Source organism: Embleya sp. NPDC020886 (assembly GCF_044333915.1).
Lineage (GTDB): Bacteria > Actinomycetota > Actinomycetes > Streptomycetales > Streptomycetaceae > Embleya.
This window is the reverse complement of the sequence record NZ_JBIRRX010000002.1, coordinates 315,663-328,507: the sequence shown is the minus strand read 5'-3', so window position 1 is coordinate 328,507 and position 12,845 is coordinate 315,663. Positions and strand designations below refer to the sequence as shown.

Annotated in this window: 8 protein-coding genes; 6 read left to right on the top strand and 2 right to left on the bottom strand. The window is 70.9% G+C overall.

From position 1 onward, the window contains the following. The first annotated feature begins 7 nt into the window (after positions 1–7). Entirely contained in the window at positions 8–1,420 is a 1,413-nt protein-coding gene (locus ACH4U8_RS08270; RefSeq protein ID WP_395776205.1) for a hypothetical protein, read from the top strand. 102 nt (positions 1,421–1,522) lie between these two features. Here ACH4U8_RS08270 and ACH4U8_RS08265 read toward each other — a convergent pair whose 3' ends face one another. After that, positions 1,523–1,891, bottom strand: a complete 369-nt coding sequence (locus ACH4U8_RS08265) for a chaplin (RefSeq protein ID WP_360311366.1) — start codon at positions 1,889–1,891, stop codon at positions 1,523–1,525. A 176-nt stretch (positions 1,892–2,067) separates the two neighbouring features. Then, a complete protein-coding gene (locus ACH4U8_RS08260; RefSeq protein WP_395776203.1) occupies positions 2,068–2,439 on the bottom strand; it encodes a hypothetical protein in 372 nt (123 codons plus the stop codon). 205 nt (positions 2,440–2,644) lie between these two features. On the opposite strand from ACH4U8_RS08260, the gene ACH4U8_RS08255 reads away from it, so the two are divergent. The 5 genes from ACH4U8_RS08255 to ACH4U8_RS08235 all read left to right on the top strand — a co-directional run bounded on the left by ACH4U8_RS08255 (position 2,645) and on the right by ACH4U8_RS08235 (position 12,809). Continuing rightward, complete coding sequence (locus ACH4U8_RS08255; protein ID WP_360311370.1) at positions 2,645–3,292, top strand: TetR/AcrR family transcriptional regulator; 648 nt, start codon at positions 2,645–2,647, stop codon at positions 3,290–3,292. A 58-nt stretch (positions 3,293–3,350) separates the two neighbouring features. Continuing rightward, positions 3,351–4,556 carry an SGNH/GDSL hydrolase family protein gene (locus ACH4U8_RS08250; RefSeq protein ID WP_379992493.1) on the top strand — a complete coding sequence of 402 codons (1,206 nt, stop codon included), beginning with the start codon at positions 3,351–3,353 and terminating at the stop codon, positions 4,554–4,556. 130 nt (positions 4,557–4,686) lie between these two features. After that, positions 4,687–5,847 carry a trypsin-like serine peptidase gene (locus ACH4U8_RS08245; RefSeq protein ID WP_395776201.1) on the top strand — a complete coding sequence of 387 codons (1,161 nt, stop codon included), beginning with the start codon at positions 4,687–4,689 and terminating at the stop codon, positions 5,845–5,847. Positions 5,848–6,000: 153 nt separating this feature from the next. Next, positions 6,001–7,593 carry an amidase gene (locus tag ACH4U8_RS08240; RefSeq protein ID WP_395776199.1) on the top strand — a complete coding sequence of 531 codons (1,593 nt, stop codon included), beginning with the start codon at positions 6,001–6,003 and terminating at the stop codon, positions 7,591–7,593. 1,154 nt (positions 7,594–8,747) lie between these two features. Further along, positions 8,748–12,809 carry a Pls/PosA family non-ribosomal peptide synthetase gene (locus ACH4U8_RS08235; protein ID WP_395776197.1) on the top strand — a complete coding sequence of 1,354 codons (4,062 nt, stop codon included), beginning with the start codon at positions 8,748–8,750 and terminating at the stop codon, positions 12,807–12,809. Positions 12,810–12,845 lie beyond the last annotated feature (36 nt).

Below are 12,845 nucleotides of genomic sequence, written 5' to 3'. Positions count from 1 at the left end.
GGATTCAATGACGGCGCAATCCACCGTCCCGGCCCCCGGCCGGCGACTGGAAGAGTTGGACTGGTGGCGTTCGTGCACCGTCCGGGTGATCGACCCGGCCCCGGAACTGTCCGGCACGGTGCGGTCGTTCCTGGACGACCTGGCGGCGGCGTTCGTGCGCGGCGGGCACCGGGTGATCGCGCCGGGAGACAACGGGACCAGGCTCGACGTGGTCCTGGTGGGCGTCTCGGTGCCGGCCGGCACCGCTCCGCTGGCCGACCGGATCATGGAGGAACAGACTCCGCTGATGCTCAGGCTCCGCAAGGAGCAGGGGCGCCAGGGCGCGGTCGGCCGACTGGTCGCGGTCGCGGAAGTGTCCGAGCGGATGAGCGAGTTGGCGCATCCCGAGGTGGTGCGCGCCGCGCGCATCCTGATGGCCAGGGTCGGTGTGTTCACGGTCGTGTTCATCACCCCCGGCGCGCTGCCCGGGGAGGTCGCCGAGGCGACCCTGTGCACGATGGAGGGCGGGCACCCCACCGAGACCGAGCACGTCGCCCAGGGCATCTGCGATCGGCTGGTCGCCGCGGCCTGTGCGCACGAGGTGGCCGGTCGCCACGACGTGGTGCGCGACGCGATCACCGCCGAAGCGTGGGCCGCCGCCCGCGCGCCGCGCAGCCTGGCGGTGGCCGGGACGCGGATGGGGGATCTCGGGTTGTTGCCGGCCCCGCACGCGATGGCCGACTTCGTATCGCCCCGGCTCAGTCGCACGTACGCGATGTACCTCAACCTCCAGGGCTTCAGCGAGGGCATGCTCTTCGCCTTCGACCCCGACCTCGACGCGCTCGTGGTCACCGCGTCCGGACGCTGGGGCGTCGACAAGCGCGACCTCTCCGCCGGCGACCTGGTGGCCGTCGATCATCGGCTGAACCAGGGCCGGTTGCGCGTCCTGGCGCCCGTGGGCACGCAGCCGATGGCACCGTCGGTGGAGGCGTGGGAGGTCTGCGCGCTCTTCGAGGCGGCGCCCACCGTGCGGATCGGCCGGAACGCGGCCGGGCATTGGCAGTGGGACCCGAACGGTACGCACGAGGTGCCGGCCATCCGGGCCGGCCTGCACGCGCATGTCGGTGTCTCGCACGCCGACCCGACGCTGATCGAGAGCATCCCGCCGGACCGGGATCGTTATCCGTACGGTTTCGGCTGTGGCACGGACCTGATGATCGACGTCGCCCGCTCCACCCTGAGCGCCTCCCGCGCGCTGCACGACCCCGCGGACGGCCGGCACTACGTGCGCTGGCCGATGCTCTATCACGGCGAGATGGCCCTGGAACTGTGGGGACCCGACCAGCCCGACGAGCCGCTGAGCGGGCTCCTGGATCTCTTCGATCCGCAGGTGTTGGGAGCCGTGCACTTCCACCCGGACCACATCGACCAGCCCTGCTGAACCCCGCACCGCACGCCTGACCGGCACGACGTCGGCCCCGACCGTTTCGATGGTCGGGGCCGACGTCGCGGTGCTCGCGGCTTCGGTGGCGAGCGAGGAGGGTCAGACCCCCACGCGGTCGAGCAGCGAGCGGTGGCCGCTGTCGTGCTGGTAACCACCGTGCGGGTGGCCCTGCGGGCGGTGGCCCTCGTGCTCGTAGCCCTCGTCCTCGTCCTCGATGTCGTACTCGGTCTCGGCGATGATGCAGGCGTTGCCGAACGCCGGGTTGAGCGCGGCGCCCGCGTTGGCGGTGTTGCCGCATCCCTCGGCCGGCGTGTGGAACGGGGACTGGCCGATGTTCCCGGAAAAGACACCCGAGGACTTCACGGCGGCGGCGTTGGCCTCGGAGCTCGCGCTCGCGGCGCCCGTGCCTCCCATCACGAGGGCGGCGGTACCGGCGGCCAGGACACCGGCCTTCTTCAACGAGTTCACGAAATCTCCCGTATAGCGCAGCGTCCGCGCCGCTCGATTGCGGCGCGCACTCCTCTCAACGAGGCGGTCACGGCTCCGGCAACCACCGTCACCCCGGTTCACCCGAATGGCATGCCCACGCCCCGCACCGTGCCCCGGTCGGCCGCCGGCCGGGTGCGGCTCGGGTCGGGGCGGGCTCACCGCGCCGGCAGGCTCCGGAGCCGGCGGGAGGCGCGGTGGACGGTGAGGACGAGTACGGCGGATGCGGCCACGATCAGGCCGACGAACGCCGGATGGATGTCCTTGGACAGGCTTTGCGCGCCGTCCGGCCGGACCAACCACACGGTGAGCGGGATCGCGAAGGCGACGGCCACGAGCGCGGCCGCCCGGCGGACCGCCCGGTCGCGCACCCGCCGGAGGGCGACGACCAGGGCGATGGTCACCGGCACGACCGCGAGCAGGGCGAACTGGGCGAGGACCATCACGGGCACGGCCCACGCGCTGATGGTCACCGCCCGGGGCATGTGTCGGTCCGTGCCTGCGGGTGGGGCGGTTGCCACGGCTGTCATGAGGTGCTCCCTGTCTGTGGTGGTCGGGCGCATGGAACGGAGGTACCGCGCCGCCGGGAAGACTTAACAGTCTTGCCGTTCGTTATAAGTTGTAACGCCTGCAAGCTGTCATCGTCAAGAACGTTCGTGATACCTTCTAACCAGACCTTGAGCATGTAGCCATCGAGGTCCCCGAGGTCCACCGAGGTCCGGAAAGAGGCAGACCATGACCGAGACCGATGCGGCGACCCCCCGGGAGCGCTATCGCAGCCAGGTGCGTGCGGAGATCAAGGAACACGCCCGGGAACAGATCGCCACCGCCGGCGCCTCGGCGCTCTCGCTCAACGCGATCGCCAAACGCATGGGCCTGAGCGGACCCGCCCTCTACCGCTACTACGCCGGCCGCGACGACCTGATCACCGAGCTCGTCATCGACGCCTACCGCAGCCTCGCCGACGCCCTCCAGGCGGCGTCCGCCCCCGGGCCCGACCCGGCCGCCCTGGCGCACGCCATGCGCAGGTGGGCCCTGGACGACCCACAGCGCTACCTCCTCATCTACGGCACCCCCGTGCCCGGCTACCACGCCCCCGATCACGTCACCCTGATCGCCAACGAGCTGATGACGATGTTGCTCGACGCCTGCTCCGTGACACCGCCCGACCGCCCCACGACCCCGCTCGACGCCCACCTCGAAAACCACCGCGACTGGGCCGCCCACCACCCCGCCCCACCCGCCGTGCTGCACCGCGCCCTGAGCCTGTGGACCCGGCTCCACGGCGTGTTGTCCCTCGAACTCGCGGGCCACTTCGCCGGGATGGCCTTCGACCCCGCCCTCCTGTTCGCCGCCGAACTGGAAGACCTGCTCGCCGACTAGGGGTATCCTCCCGGTGGCCCGTTCCCGTCCGTCCCTCCCGATCGAAGAGACCGAGGCAATGAACTCCGAACCCGACCGGGTCACCACCCCCATCACCGCCGACCTGGTGCGCGGCGCCCTCGATCTGGAGCACACCGACCGCGGCGTACTGCCCCACCGACTGCCCGCCCGCGCCCGGCGGCAGATCCCCGACGGTCAGCTCGCGATGGCCGAATCGCAGCCCTCCGGCGTGCGGTTGGCCCTGCGCACCCGGGCCGGCGCCGTCGAACTGGACGTCGTGGCCACCAAACGGGTCTACCCGGGCGCCCCGCCGCGCCCCGACGGGGTGTACGAACTCGTGGTCGACGGACGGGTCGTGGACCGGGCCGAGGTCACCGACGGCGACACGCTCACCATCGACCTGGCCGCCGGCACCGCACAGACCCGACTCGGGCCGGTGGCGACCGTGCGGTTCACCGGCCTGCCCGTCGACGACAAGGACGTCGAGATCTGGCTGCCGCACGACGAGACCACCCTGCTGGTCGCCCTGCGCACCGACGCCCCCGTGTCCGCGCCACCGCCCGACGGCCGCAAGGTCTGGCTGCACCACGGCAGTTCGATCAGCCACGGCTCCAACGCGGCCACCCCGACCGGGATCTGGCCCGCAGTGGCCGCACGCCTGGGAGGCGCGGAACTGATCAATCTGGGGTTCGGCGGCAGTGCCCTGCTCGACCCGTTCACCGCCCGCACGATGCGCGACACGCCCGCCGACCTGATCAGCGTCAAGATCGGCATCAACCTCGTCAACACCGACCTGATGCGACTGCGTGCCTTCGGCCCGGCCGTGCACGGCTTCCTCGACACCATCCGCGACGGGCACCCCGACACGCCGCTGTTGGTCGTCTCGCCCATCCACTGCCCCATCCACGAGCACACCCCGGGGCCCAGCGCCCTGGACCTCGACGCGATGCGGGAGGGACGCGTGCGGTTCACGGCCGGCGGCGATCCCGCGCAGGTCGCCGCCGGCAAGCTCACACTCGGCGTGATCCGGGACGAGTTGGCCGGCATCGTCCGGCAGCGTGCCGTCGACGATCCCCACCTGCACCACCTCGACGGCCTCGACCTCTACGGTGCGGCGGACCACGCCGAACTGCCGCTGCCCGACGCGCTGCACCCGGACCCCGCCACCCACCGCCGGATCGGCGAACGCTTCGCCCACCTGGTGTTCGGCCCCGGCGGCGCGTTCGCCGACCCGATCGACCCACCGGGATCACCCCGCCGCTGATCCCGCAGACCGTGTCCGGGATCACCTCGGCCGGACGGTCAAACCACTTGGTGGCATTGACAGTTGCACCCCTCCTGCCCACCTTGCCTGCATGCCCGTACGAAGCAGGTTAAGACGGAAGATCGCGACCGTGGTGGGGGTGCTCGCCCTCACCGCCGCGGCGCTGACCGCGGCTCCGGCGGCGCACGCCGACAACACCGCCCCGGTCGAACTCCCCCGACCGGTCACCGGCGACCCGGTCAACCACGCGGGGATGTTGCAGGCCGAGGTCGGCTTCTGGAACGTGGCGCGGATCGGCGCGTACGGTCTCAACTCGGACGGCGCCGACGCGGTCCCGCCGCCCGGCGGCTGGGACGACCTGAGCAAGCCGTGGACCGGCCAGGGCGCGATCTCGCGGACCGCGGGCAAGCTCCTGATGGTGTACCGCAATTCGTTCGACGGTTCGCTCGTGCCCTCCTCGTGTTCGGCGAACGTGATCGCCGGCGCCAACCGGAGCACCATCGTCACCGCGGGCCACTGCTTCAAGGTGACCGCCAACATCCGCGGCGGACTCGGCGACGACGTGGTCACCAACGCGGTGTTCATCCCCGGCTTCAACGGCGCGAACGTGCCCCGCTACACCGGTGGCGACAGCAACAACGCGCCGTTGCCCGGCACCGACATCGCGCCCTACGGCGTCTGGGGCGTCACCCGCGCCTGGATCACCCCGACCTGGGACGCGGACAGCACCTTCCGTTCCGGCGGCGACGTCGCGATGGCCACCGTGGAACGCCCCGGTGACCCCACCCCGATCCAACAACTCACCGGCGGCCAGAACATCGCCTTCGGCGTGTCGGCCAACCCGCTCTCGCTGCACCAGTTCGGCTATCCCACCGACAACACCCGCAACTGGTACTGGACGAAGAACAGCGACGGCACCACCGCGGCTGACTTCGGCGTCGCCCCCTCACTGCGACGCGGTTTCGACGGCCGGTCCCTGATGTACGCGCACGGCAACACGATCAACGATTCGACCGTCAACCTGGCCCACGACATGGCCTCGGCGATGTCGCCCGGCTCCAGTGGCGGACCCTGGTTGCAGAACTTCGACCCGGCCACCGGCACCGGCACCCAGATCGCGGTCACCTCGCGCTTCACCAACTCCGCAGGCAACTCGCCCTGGTGGGACGCGGTTTGGGCGATCGTGCACGGCAGCACCCCGAACTGGGCGTACGGCCCCTATCTGATGTCCAACGGCTTCGGGGACCTGACCCAGGCGATGTACAACGTCGTCGGGAACGCCACCACCTGACCGGCCACACTCCTCCCCGCCCGGAGCGCCCCGCGAGGTGCGCTCCGGGCGGGTGGACGGTCCGGAGCCCAACCGTGAACGCGAGGCTCTCGTTCCCGGCAGGTGGCACCTCGTCCTTGTGCCGGGGCACCCGGATGTAGTGCGATGACCCGCATGACAAAAAAGAGCGTTGCCCTGCTGATCACCGCCCTGGTCGCCGGGTGCCTGGTGACGGGTTCGCCGAGTTCGGCCACCGAGGCCGCCGAGACCGCCGGCGCCGGCGATTCGCCGGCCCGATTGGGCGTCGATCTCGACACGGTCACCATTGCGGAGTTACAGGCGCGGATGGCGCGTGGCTCGTTGACCTCGTCGGCGCTGACCGGCGCCTACCTGTGGCGGATCAAGACCGTCGACCCGCGGATCCACGCGGTGTTGCGCACCGACCCGACGGCGCTGCGCCAGGCGGCCGCCAGCGATGACCGGCGTCGGCGCGGCGAGAGTCGTGGCCCGCTCGACGGCATTCCGATCCTGCTCAAGGACAACGTGGACACCCGCGGTCTGCCGACGACGGCCGGGTCGCTGGCGCTGGCCGGCCACCCGCCGGACGCCGACGCCGCGCTGGTGACCCGGCTGCGCGACGCGGGGGCGGTGATCCTCGGCAAGACGAATCTCTCCGAATGGGCGAACTTCCGTGCGGCCAGGCCCACCTCGGGATGGTCCGCGGTGGGCGGGCAGACCCGGAATCCGTACGTGCTGGACCGCAACCCCTGCGGCTCGTCGGCCGGTTCGGGCGCCGCACTCGCCGCGTCGTTGGCCCAGGTGGCGATCGGCACCGAAACGGACGGTTCGATCGTGTGCCCGGCCGGGGCGAACGGTGTCGTCGGCCACAAACCCAGCCTGGGTCTGGTCGATCAGGCCGGTGTGGTGCCGATCTCCGCCGAGCAGGACACCGCCGGGCCGATGGCACGCAACGTGACCGATGCCGCGCTCACGCTCGCGGTCCTCAGCGGTGGCCGACTGCCGCGCCTCGCCGACTCCTTCGACGTCACCGGCGACTCCACCCGTCCGGGCGGTCTGCACGGCAAGCGCATCGGTCTGTGGCGACTGCCCACGCTCGGGCCGGACGTGGACGCGTTGATGACCCGTACGGCGGACCGCCTGCGCCGGGCGGGCGCCGAAGTGGTCGAGGTGAACCTCCCCTACCAGGAACGACTCGCCGAGTTGGAGTTCCCGGCGCTGCTCAGCGAGTTCCACCGGGACATCGACGCCTACCTGGCCACCCGGCAGGGGCCGCGGAACCTCGCCGAGCTGATCGAGTTCAACCGCAGTCACCCGGCGGAACAGACCTGCTTCGCCGGTCAGGAGTTGTTCGAGCAGGCGTTGGCCGCGCCGCCGACCACCGACCCGCAATACCGGGCAGCGCGCGCCGAGTTGAAGGATCTCTCCCGGCGGTCGATCGACGAGACCATGGCCGCGCATCGCCTGGACGCGATCGCCTCGCCGACGAACCCGCCCGCCTGGACCACCGATTGTGTCCGCGGCGACAACGACGTGATCCCGTCCTCGACCCCTGCGGCCGTGTCCGGCTACCCGTCGTTGTCGGTGCCCGCCGGCTTCGTGGGCGAACTGCCGGTCGGCGTGCTGCTGATGGCCGGTGACCACCGGGACGCCGAACTGCTGTCGCTGGGGGCGGCGGTCGAGCGTCGACTGGACGCCTGGAAGGCGCCGCGCTACCTGCCGACGGTGGGATCCCGCACCTCGGGGTGAATCGCCGGCGACGGGCCCGGTCGGCGACACGCCGCCCGGGCCCGTCGCCGTTGTGGTCTCGGTCCGGATCCCCGCGCACCCGTGGACCGCGCGCGGGCGGCGGATGGGACAAAACAACGGCACCGGACCGGTCCGGAAAGAACCGAGAGGCAACCGTGAGGGAGTCTTTGCCCACCCCGGTGGCCGATAGAAGGCACAGGGCACACATTTCTGCCCTCTCCGAAGGCCGGATTTCGCCGCCCCGACCACGATTCGACCACTCCGGGTAGTCGAACGATTCCGCCGCGTCGATCCGGATCGGCTCGCTTCGTCCGCGCGGCAGGACATCGTGTATTCCGACCCCGGCGGAAGTCGCCACTCCGCCGGCGCGGGACGCGGCCCGCGCGCCGCCCCGACGACCCCGCAGGTGACCGGCTCGATTCCGGTCCGCGCCGACCTTTTCGGGGGGTACCCCCGAGGACCCCCGGGTCGCGCCCGACTCGTCCCGGATTCCGCTCCGACTGCGACGTGCGCCCGGCACCGGCGACCTCGCGTCCGGCGTCACCGGGCAGCGGGCGAACAGTCACCACTCCGTCACCCCGGGTATCCATCGCCCGCACCAACGGGCCAATTCACGTTGGCTCGTATTCGCCTGTTGGTGCCTGCGCGCCCGAATCTATTTTTCATTTCGGCTTCAACCGTGACCGCGAAGAAAGTGCAATCCTCAATCGCGGTCACAAAAGTGGACGGGACCGTGATCCTTCCGGGGACGAATGATCACGGTTTCGAATTCCACCGGAGCCGGGCCGCTGTCGACGCGTGGCGTCGACCTGCGGTGGAAGAGTGGCGCGGGCGATCCGTATCCGATCGTTCGTCGCGGTTTCGCCCCGTGGGCCACGTCATTTCGTGAGCGCGCTTCCCGCGCCTCGGCGGTTCGCCGGAACCTGCCACACGATGCGACGAGCGCCGACCCACGTACGGCCGAACGCCGCGCCCGCGCCGGCCACCACATGGTGCTTCACCTGCGCCGACAGGGCACGCCCGCAGGTTTCCTCGATCGCACGGCGACACGCGGAACGTCCGCGAGCACCGGTTCTGCATGTGGATCAACAATCAAATAAAGCGCGAATCGATTAATTCAACCCGGTTCACATAAATCCATCCGAGGAGCCTTCATGACTGAAGTGAGACCCGCTCCGGGGCGCGCGAAGGCGGCGCTCGACCCCGATATATCACGGCCGACGACCGCTCTCGAAGACTCGCCGATCAGCGCCCTCCCCCATTTCTTCGAACGCTCCTGCGACCGCAATCCCGAGGCCATAGCCGTCGTCTGCGACAACAGCGAGCTAAGTTACGCGGAAGTAGATTCGCGGGCCAATCGCCTGGCGAATCTGCTCAGACTTCGCGGGGTCGCTCCGGGCCATACCGTCGGGATCCTGCTGGAACGATCGATCGACTGCTATGTCGCACTCCTGGGCGTGATCAAGACGGGCGCCGCCTACGTCCCGCTGGATCCCGCCTTCCCGGCCGATCGCATCGCCTTCATCGCCCGGGACGCCGACCTGTGCGATCTGGTCACCACCTCCGGCATGCGCCACCGCACCGCGGAACTGCCCTGTCCGTTCCTCGAACTCGACCGGGCGAGCCGCGAGTTGGCCCAGCAGCGCGACGACCGGCCCGACGTCGACATCGAGCCGGATTCGTGGTCGTACGTGATCTACACGTCCGGCACCACCGGCCGGCCCAAGGGCGTGGCCGTCTCACACGCGAGCATCGCCAACTTCCTGCGCGTGGTCACCCCGATCTACCGGGTCCGGGCCGAGGATCGCGTCTACCAGGGCCTCTCGATCGCCTTCGACTTCTCGGTGGAGGAGATCTGGCCGGCCTGGATCGCCGGCGCGACCCTGGTCGCGGGCCCCGGCGACGATCGGCGGGTCGGCCGCGGCCTGAGCGACTTCCTCGTCGACCACGCGATCACCGTGTTGTGCTGCGTGCCGACCCTGCTGACCACGATCGAGGCCGAACTACCCGGGCTGCGCAGCCTGTTGGTCAGCGGCGAGGCATGCCCGCCGGACCTGGTGCGCCGCTGGGCACGACCCGACCGGCGCATCCTCAACGCGTACGGACCGACCGAGACCACCGTCACCGCCACCTGCGGCGAACTGGCCCCCGACCGGCCGGTCACCATCGGCGTCCCGCTGCCCACGTATCGCGTCTACATCCTGGACGAGCAACTGCGGCCGGTCGAGGACGGCGTCGGCGGCGAGATCTGCGTCGGCGGCCCGGGCGTGGCCGTCGGCTACGTCAACCGCCCGGAACTGACCGCCGAGCGTTTCGTGGCCAACCCGGTCGCGCACGAACGGGCCGAGATCCCCCGCATCTACCGCACCGGCGACCTCGGCAGGTTCACCCCCACCGGGGAGATCGAATACCTGGGCCGTCTGGACACCCAACTCAAGATCCGCGGCTACCGCATCGAAGCGGCCGAGATCGAGCAGTTGTTGCGGGCCGACGCGGCCGTCGAGAACGCGATCGTGACCCCCCGGGAGCAGGACGGCGTCGTCCAGGACCTGGTCGGCTACGTCACGCTCACCGACCGCGCCGACGGCGTCTCCCACGACGTGCTGCGCGAGCGGCTGCGGGTGTCGTTGCAGAGCCGACTCCCGGACTACATGATCCCGTCCTTCGTCGAGGTACTGCCCGAATTCCCGCTCCTGGCCGCCGACAAGGTGGACCGGTCCGCCCTGCCCTCCCCCACCTCCGCGCCGCTGAACCGGCGTTCCACCACCCACGTGGCCCCCGCGACCCCGGTGGAGGAGCAACTGGCCGCGGTCTGGCGGGAGGTCCTGGGCGGTGAGGCGGTCTCCGTCGAGGACGACTTCTTCTGCGACCTGGGCGGCCACTCGATGTCCGCGGCCCGCCTCGTCTCCCGACTGCGCCGCGAACCCGGGCTGCACGGCCTGGCGATGGGGGACCTGTACGCCCATCCCACCATCCGCCGGCTGGCCCTCCTGCCGACGACCCGAGTCGAGACCGAGCCGGAACCCGGCGGTTCGGGAGCGGCGTCGCCACTCGCCGAGCCGCCCGCACCGCTGCGCCACTCCGGCGCCCGGGTGTTCGCCTGCGGCCTCGCCCAGATCGCCTGCCTGTACGGCTGGTTGCTCGTGTTCGGCCTGCCCGGCGTGGTGCTGCTCTACCGGTGGTTCCTGGTCTGGGACCTGCCGGTGCACCGGCCCGCCGACGGCGCTCTCCTGGACCGCCTGACCCGGATGAACCTGCCCGGATTCATCCTCCTGGAGGTCGGCTGGATCCTGGTGGGTCTGCTGATCCCGCTGCTCGGCGGCCGATTGTTGATGCTCGGCGTCCGGCCCGGTCGGTATCCGCTGTGGGGCGCGACCTACCTGCGGTTCTGGCTGTACGGCAAGATCCTGGTGTTCGGCCCGCTCGGCTTCCTGACCGGTTCGCCGCTGCTGGCCCCGTGGTTGCGGCTGCTCGGCGCGCGGATCGGCCGAGGTTGCCATCTGTCGGCCGTGATCGGCCTGCCCGCGTTCGTGGAGATCGGCGAGGGCACCAGCATCGGCTACGGGGCACGGCTGCAACCGTACGTGGTGGAGAACGGCCTGCTGTACCTGGCGCCCATCCGAATCGGCGCCGGCAGTTTCGTGGGCACCAACAGCGTGGTCCTGGCCGGCGCGGTGATCGGCGACCGGGCCTCGATCGGCGAACAGTCGCTGGTTCCGGCCGGCCGGGTGGTGCCGGCGGACGAACACTGGGCCGGTTCGCCGGCCACCCGGCAGGACGGCACGCCCGCCCTGCTCACCGCCCTTGCCGCCGAGGACGACCAACGTCCCTGGCCGAAGCGGGTGTTGCTCGGCTTCGGAGCCGGGGCCGTGCTGCTCGCGCTGGTCCCGCTGCTGGTCGTCGCCGGCGCCGGCGCCCTCGTGGGGTGCGTGGCCTGGAAGTTCGGCTTCGGCTGGGCGATCGTCGCCACCGCCGCGGCCGGTCCCCTGGTCGTGCTGTTCACCTGCACGCTGGTACTGCTCGTCAAGCGGGCCGTGTTGCCCCGGGTGCGGGCCGGCATCCATCCCGAACGCAGCGGCTTCGGGGTGCGCAAGTGGATCGGCGACGGCATGATGACCACCAGCCTGACGCTGACCCACTCGCTCTACTCGACGTTGTACCTGGTGCCGTTCCTGCGCCTGCTCGGTGCCCGCACCGGACGCTGGTCCGAGGTCGCCACCGTCAGCTTCGTCGACCCGGACATGCTGATCATCGGCGAACGCAGCTTCGTGGCCGATGTCAGCGTCGTGGGACCGGCGGTCTTCCATCACGGACGCGTCTCGCTCGCCCCGACCGAGATCGGCGCACGCAGCTTCGTCGGCAACGGGGCGCTGGTGCCCGGCTCGTGCCGACTCGGCGAGAACAGCCTGCTGGGCGTGCACTCGCTGGCCCCGACTCGGCCGATCGACCCCGAGACGACCTGGCTCGGCTCACCCGCCATCTTCCTGCCGCGCCGCGAGGCGAGCCGGGACTTCCCCGCGAAGCTGACCTACCGCCCCACCCGGGGGCTGATCGCGGCGCGCCTGGCCATCGAGTACTTCCGGGTCACGCTGCCCGCGACGATCGCCGCGCTGGCCGCGCTGGGGGCGCTCTACGGTTCCGTCCGGGTCGCCGAGAACTTCCCGCCGTGGGTGCTGTTCCTGCTCGGCCCGGCCTTCTTCCTGGCCGTCGGCGTCGGTTCGACCCTGGCCGTGGTGTTGCTCAAGTGGCTGATCATCGGCCGCTATCGGCCCCGCGTCGAGCCGCTGTGGAGCATCTGGGTGCGCCGTACCGAGGTGATCACCGGGCTGTTCGAGAACCTCGTGGTGCCGAGTCTGCTCAACCTCCTCACCGGCACGCCCCTGATGGGCCCGGTGCTGCGCCTGTTCGGCGCCCGGATCGGCCGGCGGGTCTGGCTCGCGACGACCTACCTCACCGAGTTCGACCTGGTCGAGGTGGGCGACGACGCGGCGGTGGCGGAGGTGACCTCGTTGCAGACCCACCTGTTCGAGGACCGCGTGATGAAAATGTCCAACGTCCGGATCGGGCAGGGCAGTTCGGTCGGCCCCCGGTCGGTGGTGCTCTACGACGCGGAGGTCGGCGCGGGTGCCCGCCTGGACGCCATGTCGCTGGTGATGAAGGGCGAACACCTCCCCGACGGCACCCGCTGGCGCGGCATCCCGGCCCGGCCCGGTTGATCCCCGGTTCCACCCTCGTCCCTTTTCCGTCCCGCC

Excerpts from the sequence above, each read along its gene's own strand:
- ACH4U8_RS08270 (WP_395776205.1), top strand. The coding sequence starts at position 8 with ATGACGGCGCAATCCACCGTCCCGGCCCCCGGCCGGCGACTGGAAGAG.
- ACH4U8_RS08260 (WP_395776203.1), bottom strand. The coding sequence starts at position 2,439 with ATGACAGCCGTGGCAACCGCCCCACCCGCAGGCACGGACCGACACATG.
- ACH4U8_RS08255 (WP_360311370.1), top strand. The coding sequence starts at position 2,645 with ATGACCGAGACCGATGCGGCGACCCCCCGGGAGCGCTATCGCAGCCAG.
- ACH4U8_RS08250 (WP_379992493.1), top strand. The coding sequence starts at position 3,351 with ATGAACTCCGAACCCGACCGGGTCACCACCCCCATCACCGCCGACCTG.
- ACH4U8_RS08240 (WP_395776199.1), top strand. The coding sequence starts at position 6,001 with ATGACAAAAAAGAGCGTTGCCCTGCTGATCACCGCCCTGGTCGCCGGG.
- ACH4U8_RS08235 (WP_395776197.1), top strand. The coding sequence starts at position 8,748 with ATGACTGAAGTGAGACCCGCTCCGGGGCGCGCGAAGGCGGCGCTCGAC.